Origin of the sequence: Balneola sp. EhC07 (assembly GCF_001650905.1) — a bacterium.
Taxonomy (GTDB): Bacteria; Bacteroidota; Rhodothermia; order Balneolales; family Balneolaceae; genus Balneola.
The window spans coordinates 163,031-180,435 of record NZ_LXYG01000015.1 but is presented as its reverse complement, the minus strand read 5'-3'; the positions used below and the strand labels follow the sequence as shown (position 1 = coordinate 180,435).

General features: G+C 37.2%; 17 protein-coding genes and 1 tRNA gene. 10 read left to right on the top strand and 8 right to left on the bottom strand.

Annotation, left to right across the window (positions count from 1 at the left end):
- Positions 1 to 29: 29 nt before the first annotated feature.
- From A8B79_RS07405 to A8B79_RS07370, 8 genes are all read right to left on the bottom strand, one after another.
- Positions 30 to 1,541 carry a DUF5723 family protein gene (locus tag A8B79_RS07405; protein WP_235603620.1) on the bottom strand — a complete coding sequence of 504 codons (1,512 nt, stop codon included), beginning with the start codon at positions 1,539 to 1,541 and terminating at the stop codon, positions 30 to 32.
- A gap of 6 nt (positions 1,542 to 1,547) precedes the next feature.
- A complete protein-coding gene (locus A8B79_RS07400; RefSeq protein WP_066220323.1) occupies positions 1,548 to 3,800 on the bottom strand; it encodes a hypothetical protein in 2,253 nt (750 codons plus the stop codon).
- A gap of 310 nt (positions 3,801 to 4,110) precedes the next feature.
- Positions 4,111 to 4,198: transfer RNA gene (locus A8B79_RS07395), tRNA-Ser, on the bottom strand.
- Positions 4,199 to 4,259: 61 nt separating this feature from the next.
- Positions 4,260 to 4,940, bottom strand: coding sequence for an energy transducer TonB (locus A8B79_RS07390; protein ID WP_066220319.1), 681 nt, complete (start codon positions 4,938 to 4,940; stop codon positions 4,260 to 4,262).
- The gene (locus tag A8B79_RS07385; RefSeq protein ID WP_082894102.1) at positions 4,937 to 5,662 is read right to left on the bottom strand and encodes a lysophospholipid acyltransferase family protein; all 726 of its coding nucleotides are present in this window, start codon (positions 5,660 to 5,662) and stop codon (positions 4,937 to 4,939) included. The genes A8B79_RS07390 and A8B79_RS07385 overlap by 4 nt, the downstream gene beginning before the upstream one ends.
- Positions 5,663 to 5,666: 4 nt before the next feature.
- Positions 5,667 to 6,587 (bottom strand): N-acetylmuramic acid 6-phosphate etherase, encoded by a 921-nt coding sequence (gene murQ, locus A8B79_RS07380; protein WP_066220313.1) that lies wholly within the window; start codon positions 6,585 to 6,587, stop codon positions 5,667 to 5,669.
- Positions 6,588 to 6,596: 9 nt separating this feature from the next.
- Positions 6,597 to 8,081: an acetyl-CoA carboxylase biotin carboxylase subunit gene (gene accC / locus A8B79_RS07375; protein ID WP_201118518.1), complete on the bottom strand. Its 1,485-nt coding sequence runs from the start codon at positions 8,079 to 8,081 to the stop codon at positions 6,597 to 6,599.
- A 61-nt stretch (positions 8,082 to 8,142) separates the two neighbouring features.
- The gene (locus A8B79_RS07370; protein WP_082894101.1) at positions 8,143 to 9,117 is read right to left on the bottom strand and encodes a phytoene/squalene synthase family protein; all 975 of its coding nucleotides are present in this window, start codon (positions 9,115 to 9,117) and stop codon (positions 8,143 to 8,145) included.
- A gap of 173 nt (positions 9,118 to 9,290) precedes the next feature.
- Here A8B79_RS07370 and A8B79_RS07365 point away from each other — a divergent pair, with 173 nt between their 5' ends.
- The 10 genes from A8B79_RS07365 (at position 9,291) to A8B79_RS07320 (ending at position 17,348) form a co-directional block, all read left to right on the top strand.
- Positions 9,291 to 10,307 (top strand): LacI family DNA-binding transcriptional regulator, encoded by a 1,017-nt coding sequence (locus A8B79_RS07365; protein WP_066220306.1) that lies wholly within the window; start codon positions 9,291 to 9,293, stop codon positions 10,305 to 10,307.
- 1 nt (position 10,308) lies between these two features.
- Positions 10,309 to 11,265, top strand: coding sequence for a phosphoribosylaminoimidazolesuccinocarboxamide synthase (locus A8B79_RS07360; protein WP_066220303.1), 957 nt, complete (start codon positions 10,309 to 10,311; stop codon positions 11,263 to 11,265).
- Positions 11,266 to 11,340: 75 nt separating this feature from the next.
- Complete coding sequence (locus tag A8B79_RS07355; protein ID WP_066220300.1) at positions 11,341 to 11,820, top strand: hypothetical protein; 480 nt, start codon at positions 11,341 to 11,343, stop codon at positions 11,818 to 11,820.
- A gap of 250 nt (positions 11,821 to 12,070) precedes the next feature.
- Entirely contained in the window at positions 12,071 to 13,123 is a 1,053-nt protein-coding gene (locus tag A8B79_RS07350; RefSeq protein WP_082894100.1) for an adenylate/guanylate cyclase domain-containing protein, read from the top strand.
- 123 nt (positions 13,124 to 13,246) lie between these two features.
- Entirely contained in the window at positions 13,247 to 13,681 is a 435-nt protein-coding gene (locus tag A8B79_RS07345; protein ID WP_153038384.1) for a hypothetical protein, read from the top strand.
- Positions 13,682 to 13,858: 177 nt separating this feature from the next.
- A complete protein-coding gene (locus A8B79_RS07340; protein WP_066220294.1) occupies positions 13,859 to 14,332 on the top strand; it encodes a Crp/Fnr family transcriptional regulator in 474 nt (157 codons plus the stop codon).
- Positions 14,333 to 14,452: 120 nt separating this feature from the next.
- The gene (locus tag A8B79_RS07335; RefSeq protein WP_066220290.1) at positions 14,453 to 14,830 is read left to right on the top strand and encodes a DoxX family protein; all 378 of its coding nucleotides are present in this window, start codon (positions 14,453 to 14,455) and stop codon (positions 14,828 to 14,830) included.
- A 19-nt stretch (positions 14,831 to 14,849) separates the two neighbouring features.
- On the top strand, positions 14,850 to 15,305 hold the full coding sequence (locus tag A8B79_RS07330) for a hypothetical protein (RefSeq protein ID WP_066220287.1): 456 nt from the start codon (positions 14,850 to 14,852) through the stop codon (positions 15,303 to 15,305).
- Between the two features lie 256 nt (positions 15,306 to 15,561).
- A complete protein-coding gene (locus A8B79_RS07325; RefSeq protein WP_153038383.1) occupies positions 15,562 to 16,293 on the top strand; it encodes a DUF6090 family protein in 732 nt (243 codons plus the stop codon).
- An 80-nt stretch (positions 16,294 to 16,373) separates the two neighbouring features.
- Positions 16,374 to 17,348 carry a Gfo/Idh/MocA family protein gene (locus tag A8B79_RS07320; protein ID WP_066220281.1) on the top strand — a complete coding sequence of 325 codons (975 nt, stop codon included), beginning with the start codon at positions 16,374 to 16,376 and terminating at the stop codon, positions 17,346 to 17,348.
- Positions 17,349 to 17,405 lie beyond the last annotated feature (57 nt).

Sequence of the window (17,405 nt, the reverse complement as noted above, 5' to 3'; positions counted from 1 at the left end):
ATGAGCCTTTAAAAACATAACCAGTTCTTTTAGAATCTCAGAACCAGTCCACTAAAAGCAGCGGCAACAGAACCACCATTCTCGGTATCTTTACCAACTATAGAAGCACCAAATGATAATTCCAAAAAGTTAAGATCTATACCTGCTCCGGCAGAGTACACTGTTGAAGAATAACCACCAACTCTTGTACCAAAACGTAGAGGTACCAAGCCCAGTAGTCTGTATTCTAAACCAAGGTTTAATGTACTTCTTTTAGAATTATTACCACTTTCGTTGAAACCTACACCGTAATCAATAGAAGTTGTAAGTTTTCCCATGGTTAAAGAAGCTCCAAAATTATACATAGCCGGAAGTTCATATACTACACCTTCATTATCCTGAGCATCAAAATCACCATAGACTTCATTTTTCAGACTATCCGCAAGATCACTGTAAAAATCTCCGGGCTCGTCATCATTGCCTGCACCGGTGAAATCAAATCTTCCGCTTGCAACAAACGAAGTTGGGTTTTGGTCGTAGGTTATTTTTCCGATATCAGTAACAGACATTGAAACACGTAATGTTTTAGTCTTACCGAAAAACCCATCTATAATAGGTACACCGGAAATATCCATCTCCAATGTAGCTCCCATATCCAAGCCAAACCCGGAAGCATTTACGTTGGCATACTCGCCGCTTAAATAATCTCCCGGAGTTACTGAATTATCTTGTTCAAAAGCTGCTTCAAATTCTCTTAAATCAGCTGATACGTTGCCCACAGTATTCAATCGATAATCGAAATCATGGATTATTCTGTTTGCGTATTGACTATTTGTAGCTCGTTGTATTTCAATACTTGAATTGAAGTCGAGTGTAGAGTTTTGAATACCAATAATATATTTAGGCGCTACACCTGCATACAGCTTTACATTTTTTGCAAACAGAAGGTTTGGCAAACTTAATATTTGACGAGCATAGCCAACAGATATTTCTGAAAAAGCTACTGCACCAAAATCAAAGTTTACAGGTGTTACATCGTTCAACTCCTGAGGATCAAGTCCATACACTCCAACCTCAGCAAAACCTCTGTTCATAGTAAAGTTTTCTGTAACTCTAACTCTTGTTGCTAAACTTACAGCTGACTTTTTACCTCGATTCGAGAAACCAAAAGGAACAATACTAAACGTAGTTGATTGATTCCTTGTAAGGTCAGAGCTTGTTCCTCCAAAAAGGTCAGTAAGCATATTTTCTGCTACAGCTCCTTCTAAAGTTAAACCTTGTGTAAAGTACTCATCATAAACATCCAGGTTTATTAAGGTACCACCTGCTCTGAATCCTACCCCACCTACAAGCCCTAAACTTCTTTTAGGTCTTTTCTTAGTAGAATTGATCATCAGGTTAGCCGGGTTTACAAAGTTTGCATGATACCCGTCTAAATATGCGGTTCCTCCGCCTCCCATCCCTAAACTTCTGGAATCGTAATGTCTTGATTGGCTTAATCCCTCAAAAGAGGCCGCCAAAATAACTAATAAACTAACTGTTAAAACTTTTTTCATTTTCATAGTCCCCTATTTGCCACCAAATTTGTTTTCAATTTTTATCCGAGCTCCTAAGCTAATTCTGAATGAATCACTTGCTCTCAATCTCACAGCCTTGTTTTCAGATGATCTGAGGTTAATTGAAAACTCAACTATATCAGCTGTTTTTAACAGTCTTAACTGCTCCTCGGTTAAAGTTGCAACAAAGCTATTGTTTTCCGGTCCTCCGGTTGCAAATCCGGTTACATCATCTACAGGGGAGGCAACCAATCTATATTCATTGCCCGGATTAGGTAATGTAAATAATTCGGTATTGGTAGAATCCTGAAACGATAAAAAGACATTTAGCCCAATAGGAAGATCATTAGTATATAAAAAGAATATCTGTCCTTCTGTTATATCAGTGTCTTCTCCAAGATCCAAACTTATATCTGTGGTATCTGTAAAACTAGCAGGATTTCCAAGCTCAGTACTAAAAGCTAACGGAAGGTCTACATTAAGCCCCGGGTCAAATTCCAGCGGTGTAGTAATGGAAGCTTCGTTTTCACTTTCGTTCACTACGGCTCTTCCTACAAATCGAATATCGCTTGGAAGATTATTTAAGAAATCATCTACGTTAGTTGTATTGATATCAAATGGAATCTGACAAATATTATTTTGGCAATCACTAACATTGTCAATTGAGAATTTGATTAATTGGCTAGGTTGTAATTGTTGTCCATTTGCTACCAAACCTGTAATAGGATCTCCTGCAGTAACTTCGTTAGGACTTCCAGCCTTTCCTGATAAATAAACACTATTTCCATCTCCATCTACTCCAACCATAGCAGCATAGATCGTGGTCTCAATTTTTATATTGGTATTGTAATTGATGTTTATCGTTGGCTCAGTAAATTTAAAACCATCAATTTGTTCAGAAAAATCATCTAAACCATCTATAGTAGTAATCTCTGCCTCATTATCATTGAAAATATCAAGAATTTCTGATCCTGTATCATTACTAACGTCGTTATCGCCAAGTAAAACAGTTTGGGCAAGTACAATCCCAAAAGCAGATTCAATTGTTAAACCTGAAATATCAACACTAGCTGTAATTTCATCTGTTTCTGAAATTGTAACAGGACCGGCGTTTGGTCCGCTCTGAGTGTTCTCAGTAGCTGCTACAATGTTGTAACTAACTTCATTATTCTCCGCAAAAATTCTATAACCGGATAAGTCAATATTCATATCAGTTGCAGTAGAATTTGCAGCAATAAAAGGGTAACTCAACACAAGGCTATCTTCTACCCCAAAATCATCATTTCTGATTCCCGGAAAAGAGATCACAAGTGTTTCTATCCCAATCCCCATATTGTTAACAAGATTATTTACAGAAATCAGACCTGCATTCAACTCAACATAATGAGAAGGGTCAGTAAACCTGAATTCGGCATCATCAAAGGTAGATGTGCTCGTTGTACTGAAATCCTGTGGCTCAAGGTTTGCTGTAACAGAGGAAGCAAAAAGATCGTTACCACTTGCAGTATTAATGAGTAAGTCACCATCGTCTGCAGGATAATTAAATGCATCCCATGTTATAACTACATCAACCGTTATGTTATTCAGTTCATCCCCTTCCGAAAAAACTATACTTGCAGTCTCAGAAGCACCGTTAGAAAGGTTATTAAAAGTTGCAACTGAACCAACTTGTACCCCGGATGATAGTAAAGTTATATTTAAGCTTTGAATATCAAATCCAAGTTCATTGGTAACTCCAATATCAAGTGAACCATCTCTGATAGTTGCACTTGTAAAGAAATCCGAGCTTGCACCAATATCTATATTAACTGGCATTGCAGAGTTATCACCAGCAGGAACAGGAGTACCGGGGGGTGGAGTAGCACCACCCGTAATTTCTGCAAAGTTAGTGGAACCTAAGTCGCCCCCTCCGGATGAAAAGTCGCCGATCTCAATTTCGCCAACCTCAGAATTGAAAGAAGCACTCGTTCCATCTATTTCAGGAACAGCGTCATCCAAACTACCGAAATCAAACTCTTCATCTGTTGTAATTGAAATTAACCCGCTAGTGGGATCAACCACAAACAAAGAATCCAAATCTTCACTTGTAGAATCTACTAAAGCCCCTGTACTATCCCCTAGAAATACATAGGTCTTATTATTTATTATTGGTATTTCTACCGTGTGCGCCGTTGTAAAGTCCGGTTTTTCGGGTACACTTAGATCACAAGAAGCAAAAAGGCCTGTTATGATAAATGCAAATCCGAGTAATTTGAATTTAGCCATCTATATATTTTAATTTAAATTAGAGTCTAATTTATGATTGAAACCATATCAAAAAATTATACGTAGTTTTTTTTAGCAAATACATTAAGAATATGTAATAAAAAAAGGTACTGCCTTTTTAGGTGGTATCTAAGATTTATTTCAGATTACTCATCCTTAAAAAATTAAATGCCAACGATTAAATATAATTTTTAGGAATATCTTTTATCTATTCGGCTTAATCAATGGGAACACCTTCCCATTTCTATGGGTACTAGTACCTAGACAGAGTTGAATGAGGTGAGATCAAATTAACTTAACTTGATAAGTGCGGAGAGGGAGGGATTCGAACCCTCGGTACCCTTGTGAGGCACACACGCTTTCCAGGCGAGCCCGTTCGACCGCTCCGGCACCTCTCCGTTTAATCTATCAATTAGATTGGGCGTCAATGATATAGCTATTCTTAACTTATATCAACCTTTAAAAACCAAAAGAAAAAACCTGAGTTGTGTAGGCCTTAACAGGCTTTCCGTTATCTATAGCAGGATTAAACCGCCATTTCTTTGCAGCGGTAAGAGAAGCACCCATTATTCCATATCCAATTTGCTGAACAATTTCATAATCCCGAGCGTTTTTCTCGTATTTTCGGATACTTGAGATAAATATCTCCTCTACAATTCCTTGTTTGTCAACCAAAAATGTAACATACACTTCCGCTATCACTTCTGCATTTCGTGCTTCTTCCGGGGTGGCGGGTTCTATAATTTTCAGAGGCGTAGGTGATCTTTGAGGACTTGCCACCGGTTGATCCGAATCTCCTGTTTGGCCAACCTCTCCCTCTCCTAACTTTTCCAACGACAACATATCTTCAAAGTCTAGCAATTCGATATCTTCTTCTATTACTTCGTCTGTAGGGACGGGAACCGGAATCTGAGGTTTTGGCGGGCTGGCGGGAGTTGTCTCTTGTTTTGTTGCTATAGATTGCTCTACAAAAATTTCCTGAGTAGGTTCAATATAAACTTTATCAGTGTTTTCTGTTGCAAGGTGAGGCCATAATTTGAAGATCAGGATCATAATAATAAGCGAAAACATCAAACATAGCATTAACCTATGCTGATATTCCATTTGCTTATATATTTTATCAGGATCAAAAAAGCTCACTTAGACCTAATTCGTTTCAATTCTCGATCTATTAACTGATAAGTATGGTCTTTTAATATGTTAATATCTTCAAAATCAGAAGTATTTATTGGATCCAGAATAGAAATCGAAAATTTCACATTTGGTTCAACGATCTTGGAACCGGATTTCATTGCTAAATGTCCACCTTCTAAAACAATTGGTTGAATATTAAATCCGTATTCATGAGCTAACAGAAAAGCTCCGTTCTTAAATCGTCTAATTTGCCCATCTAATGTTCTGGTTCCTTCCGGGAATATCATTACGGGGATTTTATCTTTCAGTGGTTGAACCAGATTGTCTAATTTTTTTAATGCTGACTTACTACTTCTGTTGATTGTCAGGTGCCCAGTTAGCCATACTAACCACCCCATAACAGGAATCAAAGCAAGACTTCTTTTAGAAACCCATTTCATTTGCCATGGTAAATGATACGCCAGTGCCATATCCAAAAAGCTCTGGTGGTTTGCAACAAAAACAGTAGGCACTTCGGGATCAAACTTCTCTGTTCCCTCAATATCGATCTTCCATTTTGGACTGGCTTTCATCATAAGTTTTGCCATTATAGCAAGCACTCTGTTGGGAAGCTTTCTGTATGGGTCAAAAGGAAATGTAAATACAAACACGATCGAGATCAGTACAAAAAAGACAGCGAAAAGAAATGAAAAGTAAAGCCAGAGAAAAACACTGAATAATGCTTTCATTAATCTAGATATCTTTGATTGCTTTACGGATAAAGCCATTATGTTTTTTCAAAAGGGTTTCTGCGTGTTCCTTTTCAGTCTTCCCTAGCGCCATTACTATCGCTGTTTTAACATGATTATCAGCTTTTTTCAAATATTCAGTTGCCTCTTCGTAGTTCAGATCTGTGAATATCATAATGATCTTCTTAGCTCTTTCAACCAACTTTTTGTTAGTAAGCTGAAGGTCTACCATCACATTTTCGTACACTTTTCCTTGTCTGATCATCGCGCCGGTTGTAAGCATATTCAGAACCATTTTCTGAGCAGTTCCGCTTTTCATTCTTGTACTTCCCATAACTACTTCGGGACCTACAGGAACATCTATTATATAATCTGCATCCACATCAATTTGTTCTTTCGGAACTGTAGAAACCATTATTGTTTTACAGCCTCTCTTTTTTGCTTCATTCAAAGCTCCTACAACATAAGGCGTTCTGCCACTGGCAGCTAATCCGCAAACAACATCGGGTGGGAAGATCTCATTGTCTCTGATATCAGTGGCTCCGTTCTCCTCAAAATCTTCAGCGCCTTCCTTTGCCTCATACATAGCGTCTTTACCTCCCGCTATAAAACCCTGCACAAGTTCAGGATCTGATCCAAAAGTGGGTGGACATTCTGAAGCATCCACTACACCTAACCTGCCGCTGGTTCCTGCTCCGAAATAAAGTAGCCTGCCACCAAGGTTAAAGCTTTCACTGATTGCTTCAACGGCTTCCGCAATAATCTCAGAACGCAGGGAAACAAGTTTTGCTACTTTTTGATCTTCTTCATTAATAATGCGAACAATTTCTTCAGGTGAAGCAACATCTATTTTCATGCTGGCCTCATTTCTTTGTTCAGTTGCCAGCTTTGATATTTTATTGAATAGTGCTTGTTCTTCAGTCATATAATTTTGTTATCTCCTGTTTAGCCACCAATCGGAAGTACTGTTTCCGGCTGATAACATTTCCTTGGGGTCTTCTGTTTCAACTTGTTTTAATAATGTAGCGGCCAATGCCAGAATATCTTCGTCCACTTTGCTTTCAAGCTCTTCAGGATTGAAGTGATCTTTAACAAAGTGAGTATCATATTTGGCTTCAACAAAATCTTCGTGTCTTAATGTAAACTCGCAAAAAGGGATCGTTGTTTTACAACCAACTATTTCATATTCATCCAGGGCTCTGAGCATTTTACTGATTGCAGATTTTCTGTCTTTGCCATGCACAGTGAGCTTTGAGATCATCGGATCATAATTGATGGTTACCTCCTGCCCTTCTTCAACACCCGCATCTACACGAATTCCATCTCCTGTTGGTACACGATGTTTATGCAACATTCCGGTACTTGGTAAAAAATTATCTTCAGGATCTTCTGCATAAATTCTGCACTCGATAGAATGGCCATTGATCTTCAGGTCTTCCTGAGTAAAAGGAAGTTTTTTCCCTTCAGCTACTAAGATCTGAGTTGCAACCAGATCAACTCCCGAGATCATTTCCGTAACAGGATGTTCTACCTGTAGCCTGGTATTCATTTCCAGAAAATAAAAATCCAGGTGTTTATCTACTAAGAACTCAATGGTTCCTGCTCCGATATAATCACAACCTTTTGTAGCTTTTATCGCAGCTTCAGCCATTTTTTCTCTTAACTCCGGAGTAAGTAATGCACAAGGAGCTTCTTCGATTACTTTTTGATGTCTTCGTTGTATAGAACACTCCCTGTCAAAAACATGAACTACATTTCCGTGCATATCAGCCACTACCTGAAATTCTACGTGTCTTGGCTCTTCCAGATATTTCTCGATGTAGATCCTGTCGTCACCAAACGCATTCTTTGCTTCCGACTTAGCTGCCTTAATACTGCTTTCGAATTCATCCTTTTTATGAACAATTCTCATTCCCTTACCACCACCACCTGCAGCCGCCTTCACCAATATTGGATAACCGATCTCATCAGCGATGGTTGATGCTTCTTCCAGATCCTTTAATTCAGACTTCAATCCCGGCGGTGTTGGAATACCAAGCTTTGTAACCAATTCTCGTGCAGCCGTTTTATCACCCATAACTGTAATAGCATGTGGTTTCGGGCCGATAAAGATAATTCCTTCTTTTTCACAACGCTCAGAAAAAGCAGCGTTTTCGCTCAAAAAGCCGTATCCCGGATGAACAGCATCAGCGCCTGTTTTTTTAACTGCATCAATGATCTTATCCATTACCAGATAACTTTCTGATGAAGCTGCTTCACCTATAAATACAGATTCATCTGCGTGCAGGACGTGTGGCGAAGCTGCATCAGGTCTTGAATAAACGGCAACTGTTTTAATTCCTAGTTCTTTACAAGAATGAATTACTCGTAGTGCAATTTCACCACGGTTTGCAATAAGTACTTTCTTTATTTCTGGCATTTAAAAACGGTTTTTTATTTAAGGAATAATACCGCTTTACTAAGAGATTCTCCAAGTGGATTTATACTGCTTTTTTTAAGTCGAGCAACACTTTGGGAAGAATGTATAGTTTCTCCGATTGATTCAGATAGGCACGTTTATTAAAAACATCATAATCGTTTTCTTCAATCTTTTCGAGAATTCGACTATAATTTCTATGAGCAAGGTAAACAGGTAGACGACTATCTTTGTTCAGCATCTCAATTCCAGCAAAAGCACGATCATAATATTCACGGGCTCTTACAATCTGAAATTTCATAAGCTCAATAAAATTATCACTTTTATTTTTAGAAAAGAGCTCCTCTTCAGTAATGTTGAACTTTAAGAGGTCTTCTTTTGGAAGATAAATTCGTCCGCGTTCAAGATCCTCTCCAACATCTCTGAGAATATTTGTGAGTTGCATAGCTATTCCAAGATCAGTAGCTCTTTCAATAGCCTCATCAGAAGTATATCCAAAAACTTCGATAGTCATCAATCCCACTACAGAAGCAACCTTAAAAGAGTAATCGTATATCTCCTGAAAGTTTTTAAATCTTGTTATTTCAAGATCCTGGCGAACTCCATCTATTAGCAACAGAGGTAATTCTTTAGAAACTTTATATCTCTTTAAAGAATCGGCATATGCGCTAAGGATTGGATCATGAACAGTATACCCGTTGTAAACTTTATCCAGATCTTTTTTAAACTCATCCAACTTTTCATCTATTTGTGAGAGCGTGAGTTTTTCTTCTTTGATGAGATCTTCAGCTTCATCAACAAGGTTATCCAGATACCTGCACATTCCGTAGATTGCGAAAATACCTCTTTGCTTGTCGTTTGGCAGAAATCGGGTAGCTAAATAAAAAGTCTTTGCGTGATAACGGGTTATAGCTCTGCAATGACTATAGGCTTGCTTCAGCTCTTCATCGCTTACATCTTCAATCACTGATCTGTGAAACGAAGTCATTTCATAGATCGGCCTGAAAAGAGAATATGGTATTTGTAGAAGGTTTGTCATTTTACAGTAACTATAATGCTAAATTCTACGAAAAAAGTTCCTCTTCAGATTTAAAATTACCGTAATAAATATCTTTCAAAAAGTTCACTATCTTCATGCTCATTCAAAAGTGTGTTTTACAGCTTTGAAAATTAAAGATTAATGGGTGAGTTCATCTTACATCAGGAGTGTCTATGAATAAAAAAGTGACAATTTATGAGGTAGCTAAAAGAGCCGGAGTTGCTATCTCTACCGTATCGAGAGTATTGAATGGTTCTCAAAATGTATCTGAGGACACTAAAGTGAAGGTAAACGATGTAATTAAGGAACTGAATTTCCGTCCACAGGTAAATGCACGGAAACTGGCCAGCAAAGAACCACAGATGCTTGCTATTGCTGTACCTTCTTTTACCACTCCGTTCTTCAATGAAGTTTTGAAAGGTGTAAAAGATGAGATCAGTAAAATGGATCTGGATATCATCCTGTATAACACAGGATCAAAGAATCCTGAAGAAGCTGTTCACAATTTCTTTGACAGAGGAACAGCCGATGCACTCATACTTCTTTCCATTGATGTAACTGACAAAATTCATGAAGTTATGCAAGCCACACAAACACCCGTTGTATTGGTAAACTCTGCTCATGAAAGTTATAACTATTTTATGCTGAATGATTACAAAGGCGGATATATGTCTGGTGAACATTTGGTGAAAAATGGATTCCAAAACATTGGAATGATCAGTACGGTTACCAAAAACAAATCTTCTTCTGAACGAGAGCGAGGTTTTATTGACGCTTTAAAGAATTATAAAATGAATATTGATGATAGCCTTTTCATTACAGGCGATTCTGAAAAGCATGGTGGCTTTACGGAAGAAGCCGGATTTGAAGCCATAAATAAATATGCTGAAATGGGTAAATTTCCGGATGCTATTTTTTGCGCTAATGATACCCAGGCACTTGGAGCTATTCATGCCATCAATAAACTAGGAATGAGCGTGCCGGAAGACATCGCTTTGATGGGCTATGATAACATCAAGTTTTCAAAGTATATGGATCTGACTACAGTAAATCAGAAAATGTATTCCACGGGAGTTCAGGCTACTTCCAGATTAGCAGAAATTATTCGAAATCCTGATCAGGATCTCATTCAAACAACTATAGATCCGGAACTCATAGAACGAGGATCAACTAAAAATTCTAAAAAATAAAGTGAACGCAAACTTTACTACTCAGGAAGCACTCGATCATTGTATTACAGAAACAGCTGTTGAAGGATTACAATCCTACAAAGGAAAAGTCCGCGAGGTATATGATCTTGGATCAGATAAGCTAGGCATTGTTGTAACTGATCGCATCTCTGCTTTCGATTACATCATGAAACAAGCCATTCCTTTTAAAGGACAGATCCTGAATCAAATGGCTGCTTTTTCTTTTGATAAAGTAAAAGATATCGTTGCAACTCACATTATTGATGTACCTCATCCGAATGTGACGATCGCCAAAAAATGTGATCCGGTTCCTATTGAAGTTGTGATCCGTGGTTATTTAACCGGACATGCATGGAGAACTTACAAGTCAGGCTTGAGAGAATTATGCGGAGCACCGCTTCCCGAAGGATTGAAAGAGCATGATAAGTTTCCGGTACCTCTCCTCACCCCTGCTACCAAAGCTACGGAAGGTCATGATGAAGACATCTCAGAAGCCGATATTCTGAAGCGCGGAATCGTTGAGGAAAAACTTTGGAATCAGATCAGAGAAACTGCTTTTGAACTTTTTCAGCGAGGTACTGAAGTTGCAGCCAAACAAGGATTGATCCTAGTAGATACTAAATACGAATTTGGATTGTACAACGGTGAACTCACATTGATCGATGAAGTTCATACCACCGATTCTTCCCGTTATTTTTATTCAGATGGGTATGAGGAACGTCAGGCCAAAGGTGAGCCACAGAAACAGCTCTCTAAGGAATTTCTTCGGGAATGGCTGATGGAACACAACTTTCAAGGTTTAGACGGACAAACGCTACCCGATCTCCCCGACTCATTCCGAATGGAAGTATATGAGCGTTATGCTGAATTATTTGGTTTACTCACCGGAGATGAATTCGAGCCTAAGTTGGAGAAGGATTTTGATACGGTGCTGGGCGAGATTTTGAGTAAAACTTAAACATCAAACCGGGATATGATGAACAAAATGCGTCATATTCTTATGTTGTGTATAATTTGAGAAAAACTCACGAAAATGAAAAAAATAGTCGGAATAATATTAATAATTTTAGTGTTTATTTCCTGTAAGAATACGCCGAAAACCATAGCCGAAAACCAATCTTACTCTGAAAACTCAATCACTCAATCGGAATTAATAAAATCGGAATCGAATCAGACCGAATTGATTGCTCAAAAAATACTTGACCTTCCCAAACTTCAATGGATTTATCATCCAGAAGTAAAAGAAAGATTACCCGTAAAAGTTTTGGAATCTGAACTGATTGACAAAAGTTTGAATTTAAATAAATTCGGACAAAAAGTTAGAATATTATCAATGTCGGAATTGGAAAACGAAGGAATCAAAGACTATGTAATATTTGACAAAATAAAAATAGGAAAAGATACAACTGATTTTGAACTTCACTATAAAATAGAAGGTGCAGGTTGTAGTGGAAAGCTCTTAAACGAAAACGGAAAATGGAAAATTATCGATTATTCTGTTTGGGAAAATTAAAAAACTATGCACAACACCGTGTATAATTAATGGCTGGTTCTCGCCTACTTACGAAAATCCTCGCGGATTTTCTATTCGGTTTTTATTTGCTAAATTAGTTGCTTAAACCCCGCCACTAATCATACACAAAACCGTTGAAGATTATAAATCATCATTCGTATTTACCTAACATCGTCAACTTAATGTGAGAATATCCCCAAAAGCGAAAAGGAACATTTCAAGGATCATCCCCTTTGCGATTATCTGGTTATTGATTGGATGGATTATTGATATAACGGTGTTCGATGCAACGCGTAACCAAAATCTCAATCCAGATACTGATATTACATTCACCTTCCCGGTGCTGATTTTTGCTAGCCTGGCAAATGTCGTGGTTGGGCTTATTGTAGGAACTCTGGAAGTGGTTTATTTAGAAAAGAGATTCTCGAACCGAACATTGAGTGCCAAGTTTTTTTACAAATTCTTAATCTACCTTAGCTTATTTCTTACTGTTATAGTCATCTTATATCCTGTCGCATTTACGCTCGAAACAGGCACAAGTTTGCTGGAAATTGATACTTGGCAACAATTGTACAGATTCCTGATAAGTATTTCTTTCCTTATCACCTTATTTCATTTGTCTGTAAAGCTTATGGTTAGTTTGATATATTCAGCTATAAGTGAAAACTTAGGACATCAGGTGCTGTTAAATTTTTTTTCCGGTAAATATCATCAACCCAAAATTGAAAAGCGGATTTTTATGTTCCTGGATATGAAATCTTCGACTACCATAGCCGAAACTCTAGGACACATAAGATACTTCAAGTTACTGGACACCTATTACAATATTATGTCAGACCCCATCATCAATTCATTCGGTGAAGTCTACCAGTACATAGGAGATGAAATCGTGATTTCATGGAAACCCGGCAAGGGAACTAACCAGGCAAACTGCATCAAATGCTTCTTTGACATACAAGATCATCTCAATGAACAAAAAGAAGTTTTATTTCATGAATTTGGCTTTGAAATTGGTTTCAAAGCAGGGATTCATTTTGGTGAAGTCACTATTGGAGAAATTGGAGCCTTAAAAAAGGAAATCGTATTTACCGGGGATGTCTTAAATACGACCGCTAGAATCCAAAGTCTATGTAAGGAATTAGAATCTGACTTACTGATCTCAGGAGCAATTAAAGAATTATTACCCCATACTAACTATCAATATTTCTCTCAAGGAGAGATAGAACTGAAAGGAAGAAATAAGAAAGAAGAACTGTTTAGCGTAACTTTAGAAAAGAAGCCGACAATCACTTACAATATGTAAACAGAACGAAAAGAAACAATTATGTTCATTAATCTTAATTTTAACATCCAAAAAATGAAGAAAAAATATAATACTATCACATGTCTTCTGTTCATCTCATTATTTTTATGTAATACCTCAGGTATGGCTCAAAACAAAACCAGTAATGCTCTTAATGTATTACCGTCCGAAATAAATTCGGAAATATACTTTGGAATGAATTTGGCCGATTTCAAGAATGTAATTGGAAGCGATCTGGTATTAGAAACTAAGAACGATACTGATTTTAGACTTGTATACTCGCAAAAAACTACAATTCCTGAAATACCAACCGTGGTTTATTACTTTGATAATGAACAAAACAAACCACTCTACGAGATAATCATAAATTATCAAAACGAAGAGCAAGCTAAAAAGGCTGCTACCCTTCTTTTTGGACAACCTAACTTTAATCAAACCGAATGGAGAATTAAGATCCAGGGTTTTCCAGAAATTTGGAGTTGGGTTTATAAAAACAAACTTATAGTAGTCGCTAAAATTTATGGCAGCGAATGGATTGATGAATGGAATAAGGAATAGCTATTAAATTAATAATAGGACTTGTTGTTATCGGAATTTTGATTGATATCGAAAAGCAAATATAAGAGTACAAAAGCTAACGAAGTCATACCAAGTACTTAACATGTCAATCTCTCCCATTCGGTCGCCACATAAACTCCATTCACCCTTGAAGCATATTAAAACTATCCCGAGAACTTGAATAAAATTGAAGTAAAAAAAGGACAAATTCTACAAAGAAAAGGTGACTTAAACACTAAGGTTTATCAAGTTGAATCCGGGTTGTTGCGTAGTTATTCCATCGACGAAAAAGGAAAAGAACATATTTATATGTTTGCTCCTGAAAATTGGATCGTAGCAGATAGCCTTCCTCCGGAAAAACCCTGTGAATTGTTTATTGATGCTTTAGAGGATTCGGTCGTCATTCTAAATGATAAGAATGACCTATCCATCAACGATACAGAATCGAAAAAAATAATTAAACGATTTGGCGTACTTCAAAAACGAATAATTATGTTAATGAGTGCTTCAGCAATCGAGCGCTACGAACATTTTATCGAAACCTACCCGGATATCGTACAACGAGTTCCGCAAAAACTGATTGCCTCCTACTTGGGTATAACCCCTGAAGCACTTTCCGCTGCTAAAAGAACAAGAGCGCTCAAAAAGTAACTCGTACACCTCTTTTATTTCTTAATGTACATTAATGACATTGGTTGCTCTATGCCTGACATTTGTTTCTAGTTAAACAAAACGATCAATGATATTAATCAATCAAAAAAAATAGAAAATATGAATACAGCACTTTGGATTGTTCAAGGACTATTGGCTGCTATGTTTCTCATGGCCGGCCTGATGAAACTGGCTAAATCGAAAGAAGAACTAAAGCCCAAAATGGGTGACTGGGTAGATGTCGTTTCGACACCCGGATTCAAGCTAATAGGATTATTAGAATTTTTAGGTGCCGTTGGTATCGTATTGCCTATGGCGATTGATGTGCTACCGATACTAACACCTGTTGCAGCAATCGGTCTTGTCATGACCATGCTGGGCGCCATGGGTTTGCATATTCAACGAAAGGAATATGATGCAATCAAGAAAAACATACCGCTATTGCTTCTTGCACTATTTGTAGCCGTAGGCAGACTCATCATAATTCCTATTTCATAAGTTATAAATCACAAACAAAATGAAAACTTCTATACTGCTAAAGGCCTCTTCAATCTTGTGGATCATCTGGGGCATTGTTCACATATTAGCCGGAATAATGACCATGAAAGGAGTTTTAACTAATGATATTTCTTCCTCTGTGGCAGGTATTGCAGATGCAGTTGAACCAAGTCTTGTACAGATGGAATATTCAGAAGCATCAGGAGCAATAATTGGACAACACGGATTCAACCTTTTTTGGATTGGGATCGTGACTTTCATTGCAGCATTCTTTGTGTGGAAAGGAAACCGAAATGCAATTTTCCTTGCAGCTATTACCGGCGGACTTGCAGATTTAGGTTATTTCCTTTTTATGGATCTGGGTGGGTTTGTGAATTTCGTACCGGGAACTGTGATGACGATTGTTTCTTCATTAGCAATCATTTTGAGTTTTTACGTTTATTTTAAAACTAGGAATAAGGAACTTACCCAATAAAAAACGTGATTCAACATTGAGTTGATTTCTTTCACGATCAGTATTGGACGTTCCAAAGTACTCCCCTACTTTTTGGAAGCAATGACATTTTACTACTTATCGGTCAGACGGCTCTAAGCCGTCCGACCGATGCTAATTGATTCGGTCTTGGTAATTGAATTGCATTTATCCATATTAGCTCCACTATTTTAAAAATTACATAAAAAGAGTGGGTATAATGCCTTTGTTGTGCTTCATTATGACTAACCGATAACCAATGATAAAATTCTTTAGAAAAATTAGACAAAAGATGCTGACTGAAAACAAATTCAGTAAGTATCTTATTTATGCAGTTGGAGAAATCTTCCTTGTTGTTATTGGAATTCTGATAGCCCTGCAAATTAACAATTGGAATGAAGATCAGAAAAAGACTGCATTGGAAGTTCAATATTTAATTCGCTTAAAAGAAGAAGCAACATGGAATATCCAGCAAATAGAATCAAATAAGGAATTATATTTACATCTATCAAAAGAATTAAATGCTTTAATTAATAAAATTGAAAACAATTCTCAAGATTCTTCAAAAATTATAGCCAGACCTAATTATATCCATCCTTGGCAGTTAAAAACTGACACATATAATGAACTAGTTTCTACCGGAACATTAAATAATATAACTGATTTGAAATTACGAGACTTATTAAATCAAGCGGAATCTTTTTCAAATTTCAGTGATAAACAATTAGAAAATTGGAGGAATATTGCTGTTTCTCACGAAGCTGCTTTTATTCCATATAGAAATAGTGTTCTCATTAAAGAATCTGATAGTACATATTACGAGACTTTTATGGATTTTAATGAAATAGAGAATGATTCAAACATAATTGAACTTTTAAAATATTGGTCACAAGGTAATATGGTATTCTATGAAGGAATTAATAATCTTAAGACGATTTATACTGATATTCTGGATAGAATTGATTGTATTGAACTCAAAAACTGCCAATAAAATAACGAAAGTACAACAATGGTTATAAGTAATTGCTTGTTCTCGCCTACTTAGGAGAAGCATAAGGATAATTTTACCAAATGAATTCGGAAACTATACGTTGGGGAATTATTGGCTGCGGTAATGTAACAGAAGTTAAAAGTGGTCCGGCATACCAAAAAGTTGATGGCTTTGAGCTAATCGCTGTAATGAGGCGTGATGAAGAAAAAGTGAAAGATTACGCTGAGCGTCATAAAGTTAAAAAGCATTACACCGATGCTGATCTATTGATCAATGATGACGACGTTGATGCTGTTTATATCGCAACTCCTCCCGACTCCCATTTAGAATATGCGCTCAAAGTTGCAAAAGCCGGAAAACTGTGCTGTATTGAAAAACCAATGGCACCAAGCTATGAGGAATGCAAAGAGATTACACTGGCTTTCGAAATCGAAAAAATCCCTTTGTTTGTAGCTTATTATCGCCGGTCATTACCTCGTTTTCTTAAAATCAAAGAATGGCTTGATCAAAAGTATATCGGAGAGGTCAGGCATATAAACTGGAACTACTCCTGTCCTCCAAAGGATATCGATCTTCTTGGCACTTATAATTGGCGCACCGATGCCAAAATAGCCAAAGCCGGTTATTTCGATGATCTGGCTTGCCATGGACTAGATCTGTTCAGTTACTATTTCGGTTCTGTTCGAACAACTGAAGGAATAAGCACCAATCAACTCGGTTTATACACTGCTAAAGATGCGGTTACGGGTTCGTGGATTTACGAAAATGGAATCACCGGATCGGGAAGCTGGAATTTTGGAAGTTATCGTTATGAAGATGAAGTTGAGATCATCGGCAGTAAAGGAACGATCCGATTTTCTGTTTTTAAGAACGAAGCTATTGAACTAGATAGCGAAACCAAACAAGAGAAAGTCTTTATAGAACATCCCGAACACATTCAGTTTTATCATATTGAAAATATGAAAAGAGCGTTGATGGACAGGGACTTTTTGCACCCTTCTTCCGGAAATTCAGCTACTCATACTGCCTGGGTGATGGATCAGATCTTGAAATAGAGGATTCTTCTAAACTCCATACTACAATTCCTGTTAATTCAGATTTACTTTTCGGTT

Coding starts and splice junctions, on each gene's coding strand:
- A8B79_RS07335 (WP_066220290.1), top strand. CDS start 14,453: ATGAATACAGCACTTTGGATTGTTCAAGGACTATTGGCTGCTATGTTT.
- accC (WP_201118518.1), bottom strand. CDS start 8,081: ATGCCAGAAATAAAGAAAGTACTTATTGCAAACCGTGGTGAAATTGCA.
- A8B79_RS07330 (WP_066220287.1), top strand. CDS start 14,850: ATGAAAACTTCTATACTGCTAAAGGCCTCTTCAATCTTGTGGATCATC.
- A8B79_RS07370 (WP_082894101.1), bottom strand. CDS start 9,117: ATGACAAACCTTCTACAAATACCATATTCTCTTTTCAGGCCGATCTAT.
- A8B79_RS07400 (WP_066220323.1), bottom strand. CDS start 3,800: ATGGCTAAATTCAAATTACTCGGATTTGCATTTATCATAACAGGCCTT.
- murQ (WP_066220313.1), bottom strand. CDS start 6,587: ATGACTGAAGAACAAGCACTATTCAATAAAATATCAAAGCTGGCAACT.
- A8B79_RS07365 (WP_066220306.1), top strand. CDS start 9,291: ATGAATAAAAAAGTGACAATTTATGAGGTAGCTAAAAGAGCCGGAGTT.
- A8B79_RS07355 (WP_066220300.1), top strand. CDS start 11,341: ATGAAAAAAATAGTCGGAATAATATTAATAATTTTAGTGTTTATTTCC.
- A8B79_RS07325 (WP_153038383.1), top strand. CDS start 15,562: ATGATAAAATTCTTTAGAAAAATTAGACAAAAGATGCTGACTGAAAAC.
- A8B79_RS07345 (WP_153038384.1), top strand. CDS start 13,247: ATGGCTCAAAACAAAACCAGTAATGCTCTTAATGTATTACCGTCCGAA.
- A8B79_RS07385 (WP_082894102.1), bottom strand. CDS start 5,662: ATGAAAGCATTATTCAGTGTTTTTCTCTGGCTTTACTTTTCATTTCTT.
- A8B79_RS07320 (WP_066220281.1), top strand. CDS start 16,374: ATGAATTCGGAAACTATACGTTGGGGAATTATTGGCTGCGGTAATGTA.
- A8B79_RS07405 (WP_235603620.1), bottom strand. CDS start 1,541: ATGAAAATGAAAAAAGTTTTAACAGTTAGTTTATTAGTTATTTTGGCG.